This is a genomic window from Candidatus Nitrospira nitrificans, assembly GCF_001458775.1.
GTDB classification, from domain to species: Bacteria; Nitrospirota; Nitrospiria; order Nitrospirales; family Nitrospiraceae; genus Nitrospira_D; species Nitrospira_D nitrificans.
Map to the genome: position 1 here is coordinate 55,076 of NZ_CZPZ01000001.1, position 22,365 is coordinate 77,440.

Here is a 22,365-nt window from a genome sequence, read left to right on the forward strand (position 1 = left end):
TGAAGCGGACAGACGGGAAAGCAAAAAGGTTGTTTTGAACATCCTTGTAGGCTGAAGGCCAAGCTGATCATGACATACAGTCCGGACATTGCTCGGGCTCATGGTCAGACTCGCGTTCCTCCATGGTCAGAGGAAAGAGCATCTCACAGGACCGGCAGGGCCGGATCTCAAAATACGGAACGCCGTGCTCATCGATTTCGGTGGGAAGAAGGAGCTCTCGGGGGTCATAGCCCATGAGTACCTCATCACTGAACTTCACAACGGCCAGCCGGTCGTTGAAGGCTTCGAACGTCGCTTCCTGCCCTTTGCGAGCGAGCACATGCCCAAGGACAAGGACCGGCTGGCCCTTGCGCTTGATACGAAGTTCTTTCAACGTTCGCTGGGAGGCAGTGGCGCAGGCGAACTGACCGGCGGAGCTGGTTCCGACCCACGGCATAGCATAACCCTGTTTCAACCTTCACGTTCAAAGTTTCAAGTTGTGCACGAACCGAAACCGAAACCTCAAACTTGAAACCTGACCGGCTGCGATCTAACATAGACCGAAAAAAATCGTCAAGACGCGTCTTCTCACCAAGGAGTGACTATGGCAGATATCACGATTTATCACAAACCGACCTGCACGACGTGCCGACAAGCCGTCCAGCTGCTCAAGGACAGCGGCAAACCCTTCAGGGCCATCAATTACTATGAGCAATCATTTACCAAAGCGCAGTTAAGAGCCCTTTTGAAGAAAGCCGGCCTGTCTCCCAAAGACGTGCTCAGAACCAAGGAAGATCTGTACCGCGAGCTTGGCCTGGCGAAGACACAGCTCTCCGACGATGAGCTTCTCGACCTGATGGTGAAACACCCGGATCTGATTCAACGGCCGATCGTCGAGAAAGGCGACCAGGCAGTGCTGGCGAGACCGGCGGACTCGATCAAGAAGCTCTTGTAGGATGTTGAAAAATTCATGCGGCGTCGTTCTCGCCTGGAAGTGTTGGCGCGCCGGGAGCGGGCGGGTGAGATCAACGGCCTTTTTGAACCTACTGCCACTCCGAGTACGTCCCAGATCAGCGGTCGGAGGACGGTTCGGAGCGCGCCCACCGAATCGTCCTTGTGCGTTGATCGACGCTGAAGGCGACCTTCCCGTCCAGCGTGTCAAGCAATAGCTCACCCACCAAGATTCGTCTCCATCCCCGCAAGAGCGGGAGATCCAGCGCCGATCGATTCGTTTTGGCCTCGACCAATTCCTGCAGGTCGGCCGTGGTGGCCAACAAAGTCGGCGCAATCTCTTTTTCCAGCGCGCGCGCCTTGACGATCGCCTGCAGCAACTCGACAAATCCGTTCGATTCCGGTTCCGGCTTCCGTTCCTTGGCGGGCACCGGCCACGCCGAGGATGGAAGCGCAAGCGCCGCGTGAATCGCGGCGAGTATCGACTCTCCATTGCGATCGATTTCCGACGCATGGAGACCTCTGACTTTGCGCAACTCATCCGGATGTCGTGGAGGCTGTCGCGCCAGCTGAAGCAGCACTTCATCCCGGACGACCCGACTTCGTGGCACATTTCTCCGTTTCGCTTCGCCCTCGCGCCAGGCGGCAAGCTCCCGAAGCACGACGGCGGATTTCGGCTTGAGTTGATCCCATCCTCGTATGCGTTGGTAGCGCTCTTGTGGCTCTCGACGAGTCTCGCCGACGGCTCCTTCAAGGCGAGAGAACTCTTCATGCGCCCACTGGAGCCTTCCAAGTTTGGACAGCCGGCCGTGCAGATGGTCATGGATGGCCAACAAAAACGTCACATCCTCCAGCGCATAGGCCAGTTGATCATGGGACAACGGGCGAGCACTCCAATTCGTAAAGGTATGGGCTTTGTCCAGCCTCTTTCCATGCACCCGTTGGACCAGGTTGGCATAGGCAACCTGCGGGCCGAAGCCGACCATCGCCGCGGCAATCTGCGTATCGAAGAACGGCTTTGGGATTTGTCCGGCATGGACGGCAAAGAGATCCAGGTCTTGCCGCCCGGCATGCACGACCTTCTGAACCCGCCCATCGCAGACAATCTCCCAGAACCGATCGAGCGCGCCTCCGGATAGAACGGCTGGAAAGTCGATGATGGCGGCCGTGTGTTCAGTGGCGACCTGAATCAGTTCGAGCTTCGGCACAAACGTCTCTTCGCCCACGAATTCCGTATCGAGCGCCAGACGAGGGCTGTCGCGCAGTTGCTCGCACAATTCGATGAGCGCGGTCGCGCTCGTGATGTACCGTTGTGGGGTGGTCATCGTCACAGGTGCGTCACTCAGACGGGCTGTAGGAACGATCCGGGGGCGACATCGGTTCCGTATTGCTGAGACTGAGGTATTCTTTGAGAAACTGATAGGCTTCCAACATGCGGCGGAGTTCCGGTTCTGAACTGCGATCGCCGTTGTTCGCATCCGGGTGCAACTGTTTCGCCTTGAGTCGAAAGGCGGCCGTGACGTCGGCGAGTGAACTGCCGAACTCCACCCCCATGATCGCATAGGCATCCACGGCGTTCGTCACGGCATGTGGACTCTCCGACAACTGTCCGGATCCGCTCGCGGCCTTGAGCATATCGGCGAGACTGACCCGCTTGCGACGCCGTCGAGGGCGCTCACGAATTTCGCTGTCGAATTCATCCCACCGGTCTTCGACGAACTCCAGTCTGGACTCGAGACGCATGGCTCCCGTCAGATCTCGGATCGCCTCCAATTCTTCTTCGATCTCGACGAGGGATTTGATGACTTCCTCAAGCCCCTGTTCAACCTGAAAGAACCCATCCACTCGTTCTTCCATCATCGTATCAACGGCGATTTCCAGGCTGTCTTCCGTCTTTGAACGGAGCGAACCGATGCGTTTTTGCATGCCGCTTCGGAATTTCAGAAATTTCGCGGTCGAGAACGGCATGGCCCCTCAATCTTCAAAGAAGGCACATTGTACCACAGCCTGATCCCCGGCCTGAAGGCTGTCGTCGAAGATCGGCTGCTCTCAGCTAGAATGGGATGCGATGGGTCTTGGCGATGAGAGGAGGGTTACTCAAAGATGGGGGAATCGTCCGCTTTGGCCCGCCGTCTGGCGACCCCGCTGGCTCGCGCGGCGGCGGCGACGGCCCGCGCGACACAAGGAACGACTTCCTTATCGAACACGCTGGGAATAATGTAGTCTTCGCTCAACGTGCCCTCCGGAATCACATGGGCAATGGCTTGCGCGGCGGCCAACTTCATGGCTTCATTGATCTCGCCGGCCTGAACATCGAGCGCGCCCCGGAAAATCCCGGGAAATGCCAGCGCATTGTTGATCTGGTTCGGATAATCCGATCGTCCGGTCGCGAAAATCGTGGAGTGCGCGGTGCCGAGCTCCGGCGGAACCTCCGGATCCGGATTCGCCAGTGCAAAAACAATTCGCTCCGGCGCCATCAGCTCGAGATCGTCGGCTGTGACCACATTGCCGACAGACAGGCCGATAAAGACATCGGCGCCTTTCAACGCATCACGGAACGTGCCTTTCGGATGATCTCGCGTGAAACAGGCGCGAAGATCGGACCGGCAAGCCCGTAGTTGCTCGGCCTCCCCATACAGGATGATGCCCTCCTTGTCGCATCCCAGCACATGCGCCGCGCCAGCGGCCAACAACATGCGGCAGCATGCCGTTCCCGCGGCGCCAAGGCCATTGACGACAATCCGAACCTGGTCCAGCGGTTTCCCCGTGACCCGAAGCGCATTCGTCAACGCGGCCAGAAGCACTACGGCCGTGCCATGCTGATCATCATGCATCACGGGAATGTCGAGCGACTGTTTCAGTTTCCGCTCTATCTCGAAACAACGAGGCGCGCTGATGTCTTCCAAATTGATCCCGCCGAATCCCGGCGCGATCCCTTGGACAATCCGCACGATTTCGTCCGGCTCTTGTGTATTCACGCAGATGGGCCAGGCATCGATATTCGCCAGCTCCTTGAAGAGCATCACCTTCCCTTCCATGACCGGAAGCGCCGCCTCGGGGCCGAGATTGCCCAACCCCAACACCGCGGACCCATCCGAGACGACCGCGACGCTATTGCTCTTGCTCGTAAAGGTGTAGACTTTCGACCTGTCTTTCGCGATCGCCTGAGCGACGCGACCGACGCCGGGGGTATAGACCATTGAAAGGACATTTCTGGTGCTGATCGGGAACTTGCTCCCCACCCGGATTTTGCCTCCCAGATGAAGGAGAAAAATACGATCGGAGGCCGACAGCACGGTCACATCCGGCAACTCACCCAATCGAGCGAGAACTTTTTCGCCGTGCTCCTCGTTCTGCACGTCGAACGTGATGTCCCGGACCATGCGCGTCTTGGTCGCCGATACAAGATCGACGGCGCCGAGATTGGCCTGTTCTTCCGCCAACAGCGCCGCCACTCCGGCGAAAATGCCTGGTTTGTTCGCCAGTTCGAGGCGAACCGTCAACCGGTAATTGGAATATGGCCCGACGTCTCTCATGGGTGCGGTGGTGCCTCCATCGTCAAGCCTATCACAGACTCGTATTTCATGAAGAGTATTCCGCCGATTCGTTTCAGGTTTCTCGTTTCATGTTGTCCGGAAACAGTCTTCGAAAAACTTGAACCTTGAAACTCGCAACGTGAAACTCCTACACGAAGCCCGCTTCACGAGATACGCTCACGAAATACGGGCGACCGCCCGCGTTTCACCTCCGTTGACGCTGTTCTCACCACGATGCTAGGTTGCTCCCATGTCTTCCAATTCCGAGAAACGAACTCCCAATCGACTCATTCACGAAACCAGTCCTTATCTACTCCAACATGCCTATAACCCCGTGGATTGGTACCCGTGGGGGCCGGAAGCCCTCCGGCATGCCGCGGAAAAGAATCGTCCTATTTTGCTCTCGATCGGCTATTCCGCCTGCCACTGGTGCCATGTCATGGAACGGGAATCGTTCGAGAACGAGGCGATCGCGGAACTCATGAATCGATGGTTTGTCTGCGTCAAGGTCGACCGGGAAGAACGGCCCGATCTCGATGAGATCTATATGGCCGCCACGGTCGCGATGAATCATGGTCAAGGCGGATGGCCGATGACGGTGTTCCTGACGCCCGCGCAAGAGCCATTTTTCGCGGGCACGTATTTTCCTCCTGAAGACCGGTGGGGGCGCCCCGGCTTCGGCTCCGTCTTGCAGAAGATTGCCGACTATTGGGACACGCGTCCATCGGAAGTCCGGGAGCAGGCCAAGGAACTGACGGCCCAGTTGCAAGGCGTCAAACAGCCTCCCTCCCCCATTTCCATCAGCGAATCGGTGCTTGAAGAAGCGGTCGCCCAATTCACGGAGGACTTCGACGAAACCCACGGGGGGTTCGGCACGGCGCCTAAGTTTCCTCCGGCGATGGGATTGTCCTTCTTACTCCGAAGTCACCGACGCTCTGGACATCCCCACACGCTCACGATGGTGACCAAGACCCTCGACATGATGGCTGCCGGTGGAATCTACGACCACATCGGAGGCGGGTTTTCCCGCTATTCAACCGACGCGCGGTGGCTGGTGCCGCATTTTGAAAAAATGCTCTATGACAACGCGCTCCTGGCCCGCGTGTATGTCGAGGCCTATCAGGTCACCAAGAAGCCGCTCTATCGACAGGTGGCCACCGAGGTCCTCGACTATGTGCGCCGAGAAATGACCGGACCGGAAGGCGGCTTCTATTCGTCGACGGACGCCGACTCCGAAGGTGTCGAAGGAAAATTCTTTGTTTGGACCCCTGCAGAAATACAAAACGTCCTCAAGAACGACGAGGACGCACGGCGGTTTTGCGCGCTCTACGACATCACGGAGTCAGGCAATTGGGAACAGACGAACATCCCCAATCGACTGCGGCCTCTCGACGACGTGGCCACACAACTGAATCTGACGATGGAGGAGTTGATGGAGCTCGCGTCCCGCGCGAAGCCCCTGTTGTACGAAGCGCGCCGACATCGCGTCGCCCCCGGACTGGATGACAAGGTGATCACCTCGTGGAACGGCATGATGCTGTCGGCCATGGCCGAGGCGGCCCGAGTCTTCGGACAAGCAGCCTATCTCGAGAGCGCACAACGAACGGCCGACTTTCTGCTCCGCCGTCATACCAAATCGGACGGCCGTCTCCTGCGCACCTCGCGGGGCGATCGCGCCCATCTCGACGCCTACTTAGAAGACTACGCGTATCTCACAGAGGGATTGCTGGACCTCTATGAAGCCGGCGCCGCCGAATCCTACCTCCACGCGGCCGCGCGACTGGCGGAGTCTCTGGTGAGTGACTTTATGGACCACGAGCTGGGTGGATTTTTCACAACGGCGGCGCACCATGAATCCCTGATTCTCCGGCACCGGGAAGGCACGGATGGAGCCACGCCCAGCGCCAATGCCGTCGCCGCGTCCGCGCTCGCCCGACTGTCATTTCACTTTGATCGTGACGACTGGCGCCGCGCCGCAATCGCAGCCATACGCGCTTACGGCCGGCAAATGATCCGTTACCCGCGCGCCTTCGCCAAAAGTCTGGCCTTGGTGGATTTTCTGATCGAAGGACCAGTGGAACTGGCCCTCGTGGGTCATGGGTCGCGCGATGACCTTCGCGCCATCCGTGAGGCGGTCGCGCACTGCTACCTTCCCAACCGTATCGTCGCAATAGGCTCTCCGGAACACCCCTCTTCGCTTCCGCTCTTGAAAGACCGTCCGGCTGTTTCCGGCAAACCGACACTGTACATCTGTCGGAATTATACCTGCCGCCAACCGATCACCGACCCTCGTGCGGTAAGAGAAGCGTTGCAAGCTGATCAGACGGCGCCGAGGGAGCGCGGAGCTGAGCCAAAGCTGTTGCAAGGAGCTAGCCTTTCAGGACATGCCACAGTCCAGGGTACAGCGGCCTATGCATCTCGAGCGATGGCACGGAACGGCGAGACAGGCCTGGCACAGGGTTTTACGGTGCTCGGCGCGACAGGCTTGACCACGACACGGATCGGGTTCGGAACATACCGCGTCGATATGCAGAATGCCGACCACCGCAACGCGCTGAAAAAGGCGTTGCGAGAGTCTTGCAATCTCGTCGACACCTCGACGAATTACACAGACGGCGACAGCGAACGGTTGGTCGGCTCCGTACTGGCCGAGCTGGCAGCCTCGGGTGAGGTTCGTCGCGAAGAAATCATCGTGGTCTCCAAAATCGGATATCTCCAGGGGCAGAATCTCAAACTTGCCGAAGCCAAGGAGGGATCCGGCCGCCCCTACCCCGAACTGGTGAAGTACGGAGAGGGTATTTGGCATTGCATTCATCCTGAGTTTTTGGCGGACCAGCTGACGCTGTCCCTCGATCGTCTGGGACTGACGACACTCGATTGCTGCCTGCTGCATAATCCTGAATATTTTTTGTCGGAATCGAAGCATCGTGGCACGGCTGATCTCACCGCATCGCGCGAGGAATTCTATGCGCGCGTGGAACGGGCCTTTCTCTATTTTGAAACGCAGGTTGCAGCCGGACGACTCCGGTTCTACGGCGTGTCGTCCAACACCGTCACCGCTGCGGCCGGCGATCCGGACGCGACGTCGCTCTCGCGTCTGGTGCAAGCAGCTGAAGCCGCGGCCCGATCCGCTGGTGCGTCCGTCCATCATTTTCGAGTGCTTCAATGTCCGATGAATCTCATCGAGGCCGGAGCCGCCGGAACCGCCAATACCGGCCGGCCTCAGCTCCAGACCGTGCTCGACTATGCGCGCCAAAACAATATCGCGGTGCTCGTGAATCGGCCTTTGAATGCCATGGTGACTCCAAACAGGATGTTGCGGCTGGCGGATCTCCCTCTCGAGGATCCGCCCATCGATATCGATCACCAGCTGAGCGCCGTGGGCGCGCTCGAACAGGAATACCGGGATTCCATCGCGCCGAATATCCCACCATCCGGAACCGGGACGGCGCCGGCCGAATACTTCATGTGGTCCGCCGAGCTGCGCCGCATTCATCCGCAGATTCAGGGTCTTGAACATTGGGAACAGATTGAGCACCATATGATCGCTCCACAGATCAACCAAGTCTTGCAGCTGCTCTCGCGCCGGCTTTCCGGAGAGGGAGCCGAGCAATGGGAACGCTGGCGTCAGCGCTATATTCCAGAGCTCCTGACGTTGTTGCGCGCATTCCGGCGCGAAGCCACCCTGCGGAGCCACGCGCAGACAGGACGAATCGTGCGAACGATCGACCCTCTGTTGCCGGCTTCGCACCGCGCCGCATCACTCTCTCAAAAAATATTGTGGCTCCTCACGAGCACGCCTGGAGTCACCTGCGTGTTGAACGGCATGCGGACGCCGAAGTATGTTGCGGATTCGTTGGCGGTCTTGAGATGGGAACCGATCAGCGATACCCAGCCGATCTATGGAGCGGCACTGACGCTTCCTTGGTAAGGATCGGCTCATCCTTCCTGGGGAGGAGGATCTATGACACAGGTTCGCGGCATCCTTGCGTCAAGCACGTTCGTCCTGGCCATACTCCTTTTCCAGGGTTGCGCGGCAAAATGGTGGTGGGGATCGGAATCGGGGCAAGAGGGGCCGGCGCAAGTGGAGCTGATCAAAGAACCCGTGATCAAAGAGATTCCTCCCGACGACAGACAACTGACCGACTCGCGAACAAACCCGGCCATGCAGTCAGAGCTCTTCTCTCGAAACGCGACCGGCCAGGCCCGTGAGACGTTCGGTGACATCCTCTTCGATTTCGATCAAGACATCCTCCGGATAGAGGCCATGCGCGCCGTTGAGTTCAATGCGAAGGAGCTCCGGCATGAACGAGTGACGCATCTCGTGCTGGAAGGGCGCGGCGATGAATTCGGCACATCGGCGTACAATCTCGTGATCGGCGAACGCCGAGCGCGGAACGTACAATCCTACCTGCGTGAATTGGGGCTCTCCGTCGATGTCCGGACCATCAGTTATGGGAAAGATCGCCCGCTGTGTGTTGAGCATTCCGACGAGTGCAGGCGGAGAAATCGGAGCGTCCATTTCGTCGTCGACTGATAGACGCATCCCTCTCCGCGATGCTCCCCTGCCGGCCCGTGCCTGTCACACGCAGTTTACACGCTGATTGTTGACAGGCGCCTGCGCTTTCATTAAGGTCCAACGAGTCTCCGATCGTGGGAAACCTCTGTGTCTAAACTCGCCGTCATCGACATCGGAACCAACTCGATTCATATGGTACTGGCTGAGATTCTCCCCGATGCCAGTTTCAAGATACTCGACCGTTTTAAGGACATGACGCGGCTGGGCAACGGCGTGTTCGCCACCAAACGGCTCTCGGACGAAGCCATGTCCCGAGCGCTGGACGTACTTAAAACGTTGGTCACGCTTGCCCGGAACAAAGGCTTCGAACGGATCGTGGCCGTCGCAACCAGCGCCGTGCGCGAAGCTCAGAACGGCGGCGATTTCGTCTCCGTGCTCATGGAGCAAACGGGACTGATGGTCAAGGTGATCAGTGGGACAGAAGAAGCCAGGCTGATTTTCCTCGGAGTCAAACACAGTATCGCCCTCCCGGACGGACCGACACTGGTCGTCGACATCGGTGGCGGATCCGTCGAATTGGTCGTGGGGAATCGAGACGGCCTGATCCACGGCAAGAGCCTCAAGCTGGGCGCGATCCGCTTAGCGGAACAATGCCTTTTCAAGACACCTCCGTCGGAATCGATGATGCGCGCCCTCGAGCAGGTCGTGCTCGCGGAACTCCGGGATGCGCTCGGATGCTTCAAGCTCAAGAAATTCCACTCCCTGGTCGCCACCTCCGGCATGGCGGGAAATGTCGGCGAGATCATCCATCTCCGTCATACCGGCCGACCGTTGCCTCAGCTGAATCTCGCGACCGTGTCATTAAAGGATATCCGTGGTCTCGAAGCGGAGTTGGCTCGATCATCGGTGAAGGCTCGTTTGGCCATACCCGGCCTGGACCCCAAGCGGATCGACACGCTCTTGCCGGCTACCGTGGTACTCCGGTGCCTCTTGGAGCTGTCGGGTCTTCACGCAATCACGCTGTGCGACAAGGCCATTCGCGAGGGTGTGATCTACGATTTTATCGTCCGGCACCGAGAAGGGCTGAAAGCCGAACAGGATATTCCCGACGTTCGTCGTCGCAATGTGATCGGCTTCGCTCGACGCTGCCAGGCGCCGGAGGCTCATTCCCTGCATGTGGCCGACTTGGCGCTGAGCCTATTCGATCAAACGAAGAGAGAACATCGTTTAGGCCACCAAGAACGCACCTGGCTGGAGTACGCGGCCATCTTGCATGATGTCGGGTACCTCATCAATCCGAGGCAGCATCACAAACATGCGTACTACCTGATCAAGCATAGCGACCTCGGGGGATTCACGGCGGAGGACATTGATGTGATCGCCACCGTCACCCGCTACCATCGACGGGCCGTGCCGGCGCTGAAACACGAAGAATTCCACCGTCTGACGCCGCGCCTGCAACGGGTGGTCAAGATCCTTGCCTCGTTGCTACGGATCGCCGACGGACTCGATCGAACGCATTTCTCCCTCGTTCCGGCCGTGCACGTCAAATTGGGGAAGCAGATCACGATGGAGGTTCGGCTGACCGGGGATGCGGAGATGGAGTTGTGGGCCGCGAAGAGCAGAGCCGACCTCTTCGAACAAATCTTCCGCCGACGGGTTCAGTTTTCCGGAGTGCCGCTGGAAACCAAATAGGCATGAGCGAATTCCACATCCATAAGACAGCGCCTCATCCCCATCCGGGAAAGCTGATCATCGTCGAAGGCATCGATGGGTCAGGCAAAAGCACCCAACTTCAACTGCTGCATAAATGGCTCGAGTCCAAAGGCCACAAGGTGTTCTTTACCGAATGGAACTCCTCTGAGCTGGTGAAGGAAACCACGAAACGAGGGAAAAAGTCGAAGAGCCTCACCCCGACGACATTCAGCCTGTTGCATGCCACGGACTTTGCCAGCCGCCTGTATCATCAGATTCTCCCTCCCTTGAAGGCCGGCATGATCGTCCTCGCCGATCGCTACATCTACACGGCATTTGCGCGCGATGTCGTGCGCGGCGTGGCGAACGAATGGGTTCGCAAACTCTACGCGTTCGCGATCCGGCCCGATATGGCATTTTATTTCAGCGTCCCCATTGAAGTCGCCATCTCCAGACTTCTGCGAGGCACGCGCGGCCAATTCAAGTACTATGAAGCCGGCATGGACATGGACCTGAGCCCCGACGTCACCGAAAGTTTCCGACTCTTTCAATCGCAAATCCTCGCGGAGTACGGCAAGATCGTCGACGAATATGGTCTCTTGACGATGGACGCGACGTTGGAGATCGAGACGCAGCAAGAGCAAATGCGGGCGCTCGTGGAAGAAGCGCTCCGTGGCTATAAACCAAGACGAGGCACCTATGGCCGACGCACGCTTTTTTGGAGACGGTTTGAAGTACCTCGATCCGAGTGACCTGAAAGGCAAGTTGATTGCCATCGAGGGAACCGACGGAGTGGGGCGCACGACTCACATTGAGATGTTGCAGGAATGGCTGGAAGTCCAGGGCTACGGGGTCATGACGACCGGTTGGACTCGCTCCAACCTCATGTCCAAAACGATCGAGGTGGCCAAGGCCGGCAACATTCTTGACCGTTGGTCGCTCAGTCTCCTCTATGCAACGGATTTCGCCGATCGCCTCGAACATCAGATCATTCCGGCTCTTCGTTCAGGGTTCGTCGTCTTGGCGGACCGCTACATCTATACGGCATTGGCTCGCGATTTCGTGCGAAGCGCCGATCGGAAATGGATCCGGGACGTGTTCGGATTTGCGTTGATTCCGGACCTTGTGTGTTATCTCCGAATTGATGTCGAAACCCTGGCGCTGCGGGTCATCGAGACCACCGGAATGAACTACTGGGAATCCGGCATGGATCTCAGGCTCGGAGGGGATCTCTACGACAGTTTCAAGAAATACCAGTCGCTGCTGATCGAAGAATTCGACAAGATGGCCATAGAATTTCGCTTCAATGTCGTCGACGCCAGAAAGTCTCCCGAGGAGATCCAGGACGAGCTCCGAGGACATATTCTGCCGGTACTGCGGAACCACACGCCTACGATCGATACCAAATCGGCGGCATCTTAAGAATCTCCCGTTCCTTTCTTGGCATGAGAGCGCTTCCCGAACGCCCGCAGCTGGACCGGCTGAAGCCACCAGCACAACCGCCCCCGAGCCGGATTGAGCATGCCCTCGGACTGGACGCGCGCGGCGCCGGCCTTCTTGAGCGGAAAGCTGGGAAAGGCCTTGCCACAGAGCAACAGACTCACCGCTTCACCAAGCTGAGGCTCATGTCCCACACATATCACCACCGAGTCCGAGGGAAGCGTGTTGAGAAGCGCGACAAGCTGCTCCGGTTTCGCTCCGACAGCCAACTCTTCCCGTGTCTCAACCTTGAGAGCCGGACAGACAACCGCGCGTAGCAGCCTCGCCGTGTCGTAAGCCCGCACGAACGGACTCGTCAACAGATGGGTCGGCTTACAGTCGAGCGCGGCAAGCCCTCCGGCGGCCTGCTTGACGCGTTTTTTGCCTTTCTCCGTCAGCGGACGATTTTCTTCTGTTCCTTCCCATTCGTCGGGCTCTACTGCAATGCCATGGCGAACCACAATACAGTCCATGCGGCCTCCCTCTAGTGGACATGAGCCTACCACACCGCAACCATGCAGTTAACACAAGTTTTACCTCTTCGTGACCGTTCCGAAACGATGGCCCGATACTCTCATGGCGGATACAAGGGAAAGGAAGGACGCCATGCCGACACTCGAAGCAGCTCGTCTCTTTGATGGAGGAGTTTTCCGGCGTCGAATCTTTCACCTCGACCTTCTCGATGTATGGAGCGTGGCCATGAAAGGTGTGCTCAGCCTCGTGATTCTGACGCTCCTAGCCGCCCTGACCGGAGGCGCGCTAAAAACGTTTTGGGATATCCGCTTGCTCGTCGATCACTCGGCCGAAGTCGTGTTGCGGCAAATCATCGTCAATACGCTCATTTTGCTGGCCATCGTCGAAGTCTTCAAAACCACGGTGACCTACTTTCGAGAAGGTCGCGTCAAGGTGACGTTCATCGTTGATACGATTCTCGTCGTCATGCTGACGGAAGTGATTTCCCAATGGTTCAAGGGAGGAGACTGGCAAGCCCTGACGGCGCTCTGCGGCATTGTGCTGGTATTAGGAATCGTTCGCGTCATGGCCGTTCGGTGGAGTCCGGCCGTGAGGACCGAGCCCCATGATTCCGTTCACGATGATCTGCGTAACCAGGGAAGATGTCGATGACTCGACATGCTGCGGCAAAACTATTGGCCATCGTCCAAGAGCGGCGACAGATCCAGCTTGAAGAACTGCTCTCCTCTCTTCCCGAGCTCACTTGGAATCAGGTGTTCTCGTTGGTGGATGAACTCAGTCGTCGAGACGTGATCCATGTGCAACGGCGCGGGTTCGACTACGAATTGCGAGTCGCTTCTTTGCCTCCATAGGAGACGACTCGAACTAAAGTTTTTTCGTGGCTACTATCCGGCGGCGAGCGCTGAGCTGCTCGATACGTTCCGCCACATCCCGATAGGCCGCATCCTCCCGCCTGATCCAGCGATAGGCTTCCAGCGTTTCTGCAATTCTGCCCAACGATTCCAGCGTGCGACCCAACACATAGAGGATCTGGACGGTTTCCTTGGAAGAGCCGGGTGTGGTCTTGAGCGCTTGTTGAAATGCCGTGACGGCATCCTCATAGCAGCCGGATAATTTATAACAAAGTCCCATCTGCGCATACGCCTTGACGGCCAAGGTGACTTCTACTGCGGCCATTGTAAACTGGTCGATTGCGGCCTTGTACAGCCCGGCCTTTTTCAGCGCGATCCCCCGCTCATAGCGCTCCGCTGGGCTTACGTCTTGGTCGGACAGGTCCTTGATCGAATCCGACATGATTCACTCATCACTCCTCACCGCTTCCGATCGCACCGTTCTATCAAAGCAGAAATCACCCCGTTTAGACAGAAAGAATAGAAAACTCCCTCCGCTTCCTGACTCGCCTCAGTGCGAGGCAGACAGGGAATCACTATCGAACAATTGAGGGACGTTTACTTCCGACTACCGATAAGCAAGCGTTGGACAGTCTCTACGACACCGGCGATCCACGAGTGCTGTTCCGTGGCGGATTTCTTGTTGGGGCTCGACTGTTTCTGAGTCGACTGCAATTCTCGCAACCGGCTCGTGATATCTCGATATGTTGGGGCCGACTGATGGATGCGATGGTAGACGTCGACCGCTTGGCCGACCTTCCCGATAGACTCGAGACTGCGCCCCAAGACATAGAGCACGTCAAGAATATCCTGCTGTGGGGCGGTGGAATCGTCCAGAGCCGTGCGGAATGCCTGTATCGCCGCATGATGTTCTTTCATCTTGACGTAACACAATCCGACTTGTGAATAGGCCTTGAACCACATGGACTTGTCCTTGGCCGCCGAGTGAAACAACTCAACCGCTTCTTCCAATCGCGCTTGTTCTTTAAGATCCATCGCTCGCGCATAGTCTTCCTCCGGAAAGCTCATCGGATGGGCCTCGGCCGATTCAACGGACTCTGCGTTCAACCCTGGGCTTGGAATGGGATCATTCAGTTCCCCCGGATCTTCCGGAGCCGCCGCGAGTCCGACCAGCTCCTCTTGCTCGGCCAGGGGAAGGATGCCTCCCTTGCTTCGATCCAGCGCGGCTTGGGCCACCAACTTGGAGGTAATGATTCTCACCTGTTCGGCATACCCGTAGGTCAAGGCGATATCGGAGACTTGATTGATCAGCCTCGGGTTCCCTCGGCTCAATCGATGCACCAGCGCGCACGCCTTGTTCGTAAAGAGGGCCGGCGATCCGCCGGCGACTCGCAGTCGATGTCGAATACAGTTGGCGGTATCGCTCTCGGAGAGCGGTTTCAGATGGTAGTCGACGACGATCCGCTGCGCGAATTGAGTCATGTCGACACGCCGAAGCAGCGTGTGGAGATCGGGTTGACCGGAGAGGATGATCTGGAGTTTCAAGGTCTTGCCGTCGTTCATGTTGGACAACAGCCGCAGCTCTTCAAGCAACTCAGCCCCCAGACTTTGCGCTTCATCAACGATGAGAATCACCCGTCGCGAACGCTTGGCTTCTTGAGACAGAAACTCTGAAAAAAGATGGTAGGCTTCGATCGGATCAAGCCGCTTGGTGCTTAACCCAAGGGACAACAAAATCCAAGGCAAGAGTTGATCGATATCATAACGAGCATTGGTGACCAGCCCGATCTTATGTTTATTGCCGTGCTCGGCGATGAGTTTCCGCAGCAGGGATGTCTTGCCCATGCCGGGATCGCCTGTCAGCACCATAAACGGCGCCTGACTCAGAACCCCATATTCCAACAAGCTATAGGCGGCCTGATGCTCCGAGCCATGGTACAGAAAGCTGCTGTCCGGCAAGAGCGCGAACGGCTTAGCCTTGAATCGATAGAATGCTTCGTACATGGGTGCGCCGGTCGACAGTCGATTCGGGAGCTACGTGGCCAGCATGGTCTTCATCTGCGCAAGAGTCAGCGACGATCGGCCGGCCTTGTTGAGCACCGTTCCCAGAACGGGACGTGAATTCTTGACCAACGCCAGGGCCCGCTGCAGTTCTTCGCCCGTCGTCCTCCCCTCTTCCACCACCATCAGCAGCGCGTCCGTGTACGGGGCAAAGGCCAAGACATCCGCCGTATGGAGCAACGGAGGGAGATCAAAGACAACGATTCGAGAAGGGTACCGGTGCTTCAACTCCTCAACGAGCGCCACCATTTTGGGCGAGGTCAAAATTTCGGTCGAGCTTGAGATCGCCCGCCCCCCCGGCAACAAGACAAATCGTCCTATGCCCGGATGAAGCAACAGATCCTCGACCGGCTGATCGTCCAGCAAATAGTCGGCAAGACCAAGACAGTCCTTCAAGCCGAATACCTGATGCACAGAAGGGTCCTGCAGATCCGAATCGACGAGCAGCACCGTCTGGGTGGTTTCCATGGCAAGACTCACGGCCAAATTGACGGCCGTCAGCGTCTTGCCCTCGCCGTAACCCGGGCTCGTCACGCCCACCACATTCCACCCGTTCTCCCGCAATCGCTGCGTGACCTGTGTTCGAAGAATCTTGTACGCATCAACGAACGGTCCTTTGTTGTGCGCCGTCATGACTCGATGCCTGTGCAATACCGTGTGCGGAATACTCAGCGATCTGGTTTTGGTATAGGTGATCGGCGGCGGGACCGACTGAGTGGCCGCCCGCTTCGGGCTCTCCTCATGAGAAGAGGCGCCTCGCAAATCCTTATACAACTCAAGCGCGGTCCGAATACGATTCATAGCGATCTATTCCCTTATTCCACCCCAAACCGCCGCAGAGCGGTAAACCACAGGACATCCAACGGGACGATAAACACATGTAAGACGACAAGGACTGCCGCGACGGCGCCTATCCCCGCCGTTTGAACCACACGCCGTCGTAGTTTCGCGTAGGAGACATCGTCCTCGTTCGGCATGAACGGAATCACGGCCAACGGGAAATGTTGCGTCAAGGCGACGAGCTGATCGGGCGTCCTGATTGAATGGTCGAGTGATTCGGCCGCCGCCCCTAAGCCGACTCCGGTGCCTATGGAAAGAATGCAGCCAAGAAGGATGATGGCCAAACGATTCGGCTTATACGGTTTTTCCGGCAGACTCGGTGGATCGATCAGGGCAAACCGTTCGCCTTTTCGCTGAACCTCCAAACCTTCCGACACCTTCGCTTCCAATAATCGCGAGCGGATTTCCTGATACTTTTGCCCCGATGTATCACGATCCCGCGTCAACACCAAATACTCGGGTTCAATCTCAGGAGCCCGCTCCAGGCGCGTCGCATACTCCTGAAGTCGGCGTTTCACATCCACACGAGTCTTGCGAAGGGCTTCCAAGGAAGAGGTTGCGGAATTCAGCTGGGCTTGAAGATTGATATAGGCTGGATTTTCAGGTCTCTGATTCTTCTTCGCGAGCGACACGGTTCCGATCCGACCCGCCTCCTGTTCGAGCGCGGCGATTTTCCTCCGCGCTTGAAGAATATCGGGATGCTCGCTTCCCAACCGTTCCATGTCGGTCGCGAGAGCGGCACGGGCATCGAGAAGACGCTTGGAGACCTCCTCCGCATCAGGGACCTGCCCGCTCTCTTTCTCCAAGGCATCAATCTCTTGTTTCATCTTCATAATATCGGGATGATTCGGCGACAGATTGGCGGCTGCCCCGGCAAATTCAGCACGAAGCGCGCGCAAGCGCTCGGAGGAGTCCAAAATACGTTCCCCCGTGACGGATAGAATCGGCGTGTTCGGCTTGATCGTCGCCAATTCTCCTTCAAGATAGCTTTTCCGCTCTTCAAGGCCTCGGATCTGTTGATCGATATCCATCAACTCGCGCTCGGCTTGATTCATCATCTGCTGATTGAGCGGCATCAGCTCAGGAAGCGCTCCGCCCGCTCGATGTTTAAACGACGCAACTTTTTCATCAATCTCACCGATGTGTCGTGCAAGATTTTCGGCTTCCTGCTGCAGAAAGGACGTGGCCTCCTGCGCTTGCCGCTCGCGACTCTTCAAGTTTTCTCCCAAAAACAAGCTGGTCAGCTCATTTGCCACCTTCTGCGCCACCTCCGGGGACCGATTTTGATACGCCACTGTAAAGGCAATGGTCGCCTTGGTCGCATGCTGCGTGCGCTTATCCACCACGTCGGCGCTGATCACCTCCACCTCGATGTCCTTGATAAATCGTTTGACGATTTCCTCGGCCGGACTGTTCTGTCGCAGATCCTGGTAGAGATCGAATTGTTCGACCACTTTCCAGAGGGTCGTGCGGCTCATCACCTGTTGTTTGATGGTCTCTATCCGTTGATCGGCATAACTGGTAATGGTCGATCGCACGAGGTCCGAGGGAATCTCCTGCTCCTCAATTAAGATGGTGGCCGCCGACTTATAGGTCGGCGGCCACAGAAATGCCACCGTCAGGGACAGGGTCAAGAGTCCCGCACCGGTGAGGAGAATGAGTTTCCGTCGGCGGTGAAAGGCCGCGAGATAGTCCTTCATGCTCATGGTCGATCCGAATGCTTGTAACGCCTGTGCCATGGTCTTAATGAGAAAATGAAAGTTTCGGTGGGTAGTAGGTCACCATGAACGTCGTCGCATGGGACTCGGCTGAATTTTCGGCTGTGTCAACATCACGCCATCGGTACATATACGAGACCTCCGCCTGCCACCATTCGAGAAACTTCCAGGAGAGCTTCGGCGTCAGGCTGACATAACTGTTATCCGGAAAGACTCCGCCGACGGCCGCGCTGCTTTTCCCGGACGTGAGAATTCCGGCCACATTCAGGGAACCGGTCACAGTTTCTGAAAGCTCATATGAACCGGCGATCTCTCCGCGATTGGTCTGAATCAATAATCCGAATCCGCTGGGAGCCAGATCTCGGTCAAACGAAACACGCAGCGTACCCCTCTCCCAATTTTTTGTCATACTTGCTCCTGCCAACCACACCGTATCGTGAGCCGTGATGGCGTCAAGCGCTGTCTGTGAGCGTGAAGCCAAAAATCTGGGTCCTCCGTGGATGGTTCCCGTAAGTGATTCAGTAAATGCACGCGTCACCCTCATGTTGATCCCCGGATAATTGGCTCGAAATGAAGCGGGAGCGCTCGTGGTATGGAAATCCACATACGACCCGGTTACGTGGATTTCATCCCGCTCTGTCAGTTGATACCGGAATCCACCTGAGCCACCGACTAATCGATAGTCCACCAACCTGTCAGTCTCATACGTGGTATCGGACAGCTGTGCACCCGATTGAAACGACAGCTTTTCAGTCAACTTTCTTGTCCATGTCGGGTTCAATGTCCACTGATTTCGCTGAGCGAATTGCAGGACGACCCCCGTCTCTTGCAATTCGCTCAGCAACGTATTGTCGCGGGTAAAGCCACCTGTAAACCCAACAAGATCCTTCTCGGTCTGGTACCGTACGGACAAGGGCGCATAAACATTGGTAAACTGCCTCTCCTCTCCACCGAAATATCCGACAACATCCGCGGCAATCCGGCTGTTGACCTCAAGCCGTTCGGTTTTGCCGGCCAACTCCGTCGCCGGTGTCACCCAATACCCATAGGTGTCGTGATGCGGTGACGGGGTCAAGAGCAAGTTACTGTTATACGCCCCTTTCACCCCGAGAGAAGGTGCCAACGACCATTCAGCAGCCTCGCTTCTCGGCGCCACAGTGGCCATCATGATCACCGCCAGGAGAACAGGATTGACGGTGTCGTTCCGACTCCAGCCATGACCGCTTTCCTTGCAGCTCGGTGACATGCACGTGGCGTCGATCAAGGCACCATCACGACGTCACCGCGCAGGAGAAGAATATTCTGTTCCAGATCTCTGCCTTTCCGCACGTCTCCATAGCGAAAGGGAATGGCATATTGTTCCCCCCTCACTCGACGCATGACCTTGATCTCGTTTTCCGCGGCAAACGGAGTGAGCCCACCGGCAAGACTGAGCGCCTGCAGCACATCGGTGTAGTGGCCAATCACATACTCACCCGGCTTATTCACTCGCCCGATGACGTAGACCTTGTAACTGATGACCTTCGTGACCGCGACGGACACATTGGGATTCGGAATATACTTGGTCAGCCGTTTTACGAGGTCGCTACGAATATCCTCGACCGTTCGCTCTTCGGCCTGGATGTCGCCGACGAGTGGGAACGAAAACATCCCGTCCGGACGGACAATAACTTCACGCGTCAGCTGTTCATCCTTCCACACAGACACCAGCAGGGTATCCTCGGCACCCAGGCGGTATCCGGGATCGACTTGCGAGACCACTGCGAGAGCCCCCCCCTCACCTGCATGCACCGGCAAGGCCGATCCCACGACCGCCGCCATCATGAGCACGACACCCATCACCGATCGAACGATACGAGCCATAGACTAGCCTTACCCCCTTATCTGCGCGAGAACATGCTCTGCCTCTTGCCGCCCTTCGAACGGATCGGAACTCTTGAGCGCCCTTGAGAGATAGGTACGGGCCTCGGCGCGTTGACCAGATTGAAAACAGGCGATCCCAAGGTGATAATTTAGGACGGACATGTCCGGAGATTTGCTGACGGCTTGCTTCATCAAACGAATCGCCTCTTCCTGTTGCCCCATTTTGAATCGCACCCAGCCGAGCGTATCGATAAAGAACGGATGCGGCGCATCCCGTTCGAAATCTCGACTGAGCGCGAAGGCCCTTTGTAAACTCGCTGGATCACGCTTGTGGTCCACGAGGAGAACCGCCAGGTTATTCGACGCCAGCAGGTTTCGAGGATTCAAACGTAACGTCGTCTCATAGGCGGCCATCGCGAGATCGATCTGCCCTTGTTCGAACCGAGCGGAGGCCAACAACATGTGCAACTCCTCGCTCTCCGGGTTGGCCTTGAGTCCTTCGTTGAGAACCTCTACGGCGACGTCCGGTTTCTTCTGGGACAACGACAACATGGCCCAGTTGAGCCAAGGCGTCATCCATTTTGGATTCAGTCGCACAGCCTCACGATAGTGCAGTGCAGCCTCTTCGTGCTTCCGACTGAGAGACAACACCTCTCCCAGTAATCCATGCGCAAACGGATGGTCCTTGTGGGAAACCAGAAGGGCTTCCAGGCGAATTCTGGACTGCTGGGCTTGCCCCAACGCCGCCTCCACCTTCACGAGCGATAACAGCGGCTCTGGTTCGTTCGGAACCAGCGCTGTGGCACGCTCGTAGGCTCGACTCGCCTCGCTCAGACGGCGCTGGGCTTCATAAAACCGTCCTTCGGCTAACAGAGCCACAGACCTATTGCCGGAAGAGACCTGACGAAGGCGCGTCAACGTCCGCTCAGCCCCCGGCCAGTTCTTCGTCACCAGATCCAACGTCATCAACATGTCGAGAGCGATGACATCATCGGGACGCTGTTTCAGCAAGTCCTCGATCCGAGCACGGGCCTGTTCGTAACGACCGCTTTTGCTCTCAAGAACGGCGAGAGACCGTTTCGCATCCACCTGGTCCGGATACAGAACGACCGCTCGCTCGAAACTTTCTTTTGCGAGATTAGTGTCTCCCGTCAGCTGATACGCTTGACCGAGAAGATAGTGGATGGTGGCCAACTCCGGTTGATCGTGCAGAACAGTGCGCAACGCCTGCACCGCTTCTTTTCCGTTTCGTCTGGCCAACGCCATACGCCCTGTAAGAATCAGTCCATCCGATGAGCGGGGATTGGCCTGCAATACCTCCTGCACGCGATGCTCCGCGTCCGCTTGCTTGCCCTCCGCAAAATCCATCTCGGCCAGTTTAACCTTGGCTTCCAGACCGACGGGTTTGTCTTTGTATTCCTCGATCAACAGAGCATAGAGCCGGCGAGCCTGGAGGTCCTGTCCGCTCTTTCTGTAGAGCGCACTGAGTCCGAACTGAATGTGGGTTGCGTGCGGGATTTGGGCCGCCGCATCAAGAAGCGCCTGTTCGGCAGCCGCCACATCTTGCGCGTTCACAAACAACTCCGCAAGCATGAGACGACGCTGTTCGTTGGTTGGATCCAATGCGATCGCCTCTCGTAACACAGCTTCCGCTTTATTCCGTGCTCCCTGTCCAACATAGAAACGGGCAAGCCTCATCCGATGATCAAAGGATGTCGGTTCAGCCGCGACCATCCGGCGCATCACAGTCTCGGCACCGGCCATATTGTCGGCCTGCGTCAAGATCCTATTCAAATTATTCAACAGATCGAGATCCGTCGGATGGGATTCAAGAGCGCGCCTCAATGTCGTCTCCGCTTCCCGATAACGCCGTTGTTGGCCGTACAGTGTCGCGAGGAGGATGGCAACATCCGGCTCTGCGGGAAATTCATTCGCCAGCGCCTCCGCGTCGGGAATGAGCGAAGGAATCGCTGCTTCCGTCACCGCCTGTGCCGCAATCTTCAGCGCACTGGCCTGCGGGTGGCGAGAATGGCTTTTGAGCACCGTGTCCGCGGCTTCGGCCACACGATCCGTCAGCCTCGCTTCAAGATAGTACTTACCCAGAGTGATGAGGGCGGCCGCGTGATCGGGAACCAGACGCACCGCCTCCTGATACAGCTGAACGGCATTGCGCCAGTTTTTCTCTTTCTCCTCGACTTGAGCGAAGAGATAGTAGGCCTCCGCATCTTTAGGGTCGATCTTCAACACGTTTCTCAAAGCGACCCGCGCCTTGGGATAATTGGCCGCGTCGATGTACTCATTCGCCTTGGCAAAATACTTTGCTTTTCGTTCCTCGGGACCACCGCACGCCGTCAGCGTGACGGCGGCCAAAAGCACGATGCCGCTTATCACACGCATGC

The 22,365-nt window shown here is 57.3% G+C and carries 20 protein-coding genes; 8 read left to right on the forward strand and 12 right to left on the reverse strand.

From position 1 onward, the window contains the following. Window positions 1–67: 67 nt before the first annotated feature. The gene (locus tag COMA2_RS00255) at window positions 68–436 is read right to left on the reverse strand and encodes a hypothetical protein (RefSeq protein ID WP_090893600.1); all 369 of its coding nucleotides are present in this window, start codon (window positions 434–436) and stop codon (window positions 68–70) included. 147 nt (window positions 437–583) lie between these two features. Between COMA2_RS00255 and arsC the strand changes: the two genes are divergently transcribed. Continuing rightward, window positions 584–934, forward strand: coding sequence for an arsenate reductase (glutaredoxin) (gene arsC / locus COMA2_RS00260; RefSeq protein ID WP_090893602.1), 351 nt, complete (start codon window positions 584–586; stop codon window positions 932–934). Window positions 935–1,049: 115 nt separating this feature from the next. Here arsC and rnd read toward each other — a convergent pair whose 3' ends face one another. The 3 genes from rnd to COMA2_RS00275 form a co-directional block, all read right to left on the reverse strand. Further along, window positions 1,050–2,255, reverse strand: coding sequence for a ribonuclease D (rnd, locus tag COMA2_RS00265; RefSeq protein ID WP_175304282.1), 1,206 nt, complete (start codon window positions 2,253–2,255; stop codon window positions 1,050–1,052). 13 nt (window positions 2,256–2,268) lie between these two features. Continuing rightward, entirely contained in the window at window positions 2,269–2,898 is a 630-nt protein-coding gene (locus tag COMA2_RS00270; protein ID WP_090893605.1) for a J domain-containing protein, read from the reverse strand. A 125-nt stretch (window positions 2,899–3,023) separates the two neighbouring features. Next, window positions 3,024–4,466, reverse strand: coding sequence for an NAD-dependent malic enzyme (locus COMA2_RS00275; protein WP_090893607.1), 1,443 nt, complete (start codon window positions 4,464–4,466; stop codon window positions 3,024–3,026). Window positions 4,467–4,716: 250 nt separating this feature from the next. Here COMA2_RS00275 and COMA2_RS00280 point away from each other — a divergent pair, with 250 nt between their 5' ends. From COMA2_RS00280 to COMA2_RS00300, 5 genes are all read left to right on the forward strand, one after another. Then, on the forward strand, window positions 4,717–8,397 hold the full coding sequence (locus COMA2_RS00280; RefSeq protein ID WP_090893610.1) for an aldo/keto reductase: 3,681 nt from the start codon (window positions 4,717–4,719) through the stop codon (window positions 8,395–8,397). 33 nt (window positions 8,398–8,430) lie between these two features. Continuing rightward, window positions 8,431–9,003, forward strand: a complete 573-nt coding sequence (locus COMA2_RS00285; protein WP_090893611.1) for an OmpA family protein — start codon at window positions 8,431–8,433, stop codon at window positions 9,001–9,003. 129 nt (window positions 9,004–9,132) lie between these two features. Beyond that, a complete protein-coding gene (locus COMA2_RS00290; RefSeq protein WP_090893613.1) occupies window positions 9,133–10,680 on the forward strand; it encodes a Ppx/GppA phosphatase family protein in 1,548 nt (515 codons plus the stop codon). Between the two features lie 2 nt (window positions 10,681–10,682). After that, entirely contained in the window at window positions 10,683–11,432 is a 750-nt protein-coding gene (gene tmk, locus COMA2_RS00295; protein ID WP_090893615.1) for a dTMP kinase, read from the forward strand. Then, window positions 11,380–12,102 (forward strand): dTMP kinase, encoded by a 723-nt coding sequence (locus COMA2_RS00300; protein WP_090893616.1) that lies wholly within the window; start codon window positions 11,380–11,382, stop codon window positions 12,100–12,102. The genes tmk and COMA2_RS00300 overlap by 53 nt, the downstream gene beginning before the upstream one ends. On the opposite strand, the gene COMA2_RS00305 is transcribed toward COMA2_RS00300, so the two are convergent. Next, window positions 12,099–12,632, reverse strand: coding sequence for a SixA phosphatase family protein (locus COMA2_RS00305; RefSeq protein ID WP_090893618.1), 534 nt, complete (start codon window positions 12,630–12,632; stop codon window positions 12,099–12,101). The two genes, COMA2_RS00300 and COMA2_RS00305, sit on opposite strands and share 4 nt — an antisense overlap. Before the next feature lie 133 nt (window positions 12,633–12,765). On the opposite strand from COMA2_RS00305, the gene COMA2_RS00310 reads away from it, so the two are divergent. Both COMA2_RS00310 and COMA2_RS00315 read left to right on the forward strand, forming a co-directional pair. Then, complete coding sequence (locus COMA2_RS00310; RefSeq protein ID WP_175304283.1) at window positions 12,766–13,284, forward strand: phosphate-starvation-inducible PsiE family protein; 519 nt, start codon at window positions 12,766–12,768, stop codon at window positions 13,282–13,284. Continuing rightward, a complete protein-coding gene (locus COMA2_RS00315) occupies window positions 13,281–13,484 on the forward strand; it encodes a hypothetical protein (protein WP_090893621.1) in 204 nt (67 codons plus the stop codon). Before COMA2_RS00310 ends, COMA2_RS00315 begins: the two co-directional genes overlap by 4 nt. Window positions 13,485–13,497: 13 nt before the next feature. On the opposite strand, the gene COMA2_RS00320 is transcribed toward COMA2_RS00315, so the two are convergent. The 7 genes from COMA2_RS00320 to COMA2_RS00350 form a co-directional block, all read right to left on the reverse strand. After that, window positions 13,498–13,926: a tetratricopeptide repeat protein gene (locus COMA2_RS00320; RefSeq protein ID WP_090893623.1), complete on the reverse strand. Its 429-nt coding sequence runs from the start codon at window positions 13,924–13,926 to the stop codon at window positions 13,498–13,500. Between the two features lie 155 nt (window positions 13,927–14,081). Next, a complete protein-coding gene (locus COMA2_RS00325) occupies window positions 14,082–15,488 on the reverse strand; it encodes an AAA family ATPase (RefSeq protein ID WP_090893625.1) in 1,407 nt (468 codons plus the stop codon). Window positions 15,489–15,518: 30 nt separating this feature from the next. Next, window positions 15,519–16,346 carry a CpsD/CapB family tyrosine-protein kinase gene (locus COMA2_RS00330; RefSeq protein WP_090893627.1) on the reverse strand — a complete coding sequence of 276 codons (828 nt, stop codon included), beginning with the start codon at window positions 16,344–16,346 and terminating at the stop codon, window positions 15,519–15,521. Between the two features lie 14 nt (window positions 16,347–16,360). Then, on the reverse strand, window positions 16,361–18,091 hold the full coding sequence (locus tag COMA2_RS00335; protein ID WP_175304284.1) for a Wzz/FepE/Etk N-terminal domain-containing protein: 1,731 nt from the start codon (window positions 18,089–18,091) through the stop codon (window positions 16,361–16,363). 37 nt (window positions 18,092–18,128) lie between these two features. Beyond that, window positions 18,129–19,349 (reverse strand): porin family protein, encoded by a 1,221-nt coding sequence (locus COMA2_RS00340; protein WP_090893631.1) that lies wholly within the window; start codon window positions 19,347–19,349, stop codon window positions 18,129–18,131. A 14-nt stretch (window positions 19,350–19,363) separates the two neighbouring features. Beyond that, window positions 19,364–19,966 (reverse strand): polysaccharide biosynthesis/export family protein, encoded by a 603-nt coding sequence (locus COMA2_RS00345; protein WP_090893632.1) that lies wholly within the window; start codon window positions 19,964–19,966, stop codon window positions 19,364–19,366. Window positions 19,967–19,975: 9 nt separating this feature from the next. Next, window positions 19,976–22,363, reverse strand: coding sequence for a tetratricopeptide repeat protein (locus COMA2_RS00350; RefSeq protein ID WP_175304285.1), 2,388 nt, complete (start codon window positions 22,361–22,363; stop codon window positions 19,976–19,978). Window positions 22,364–22,365 lie beyond the last annotated feature (2 nt).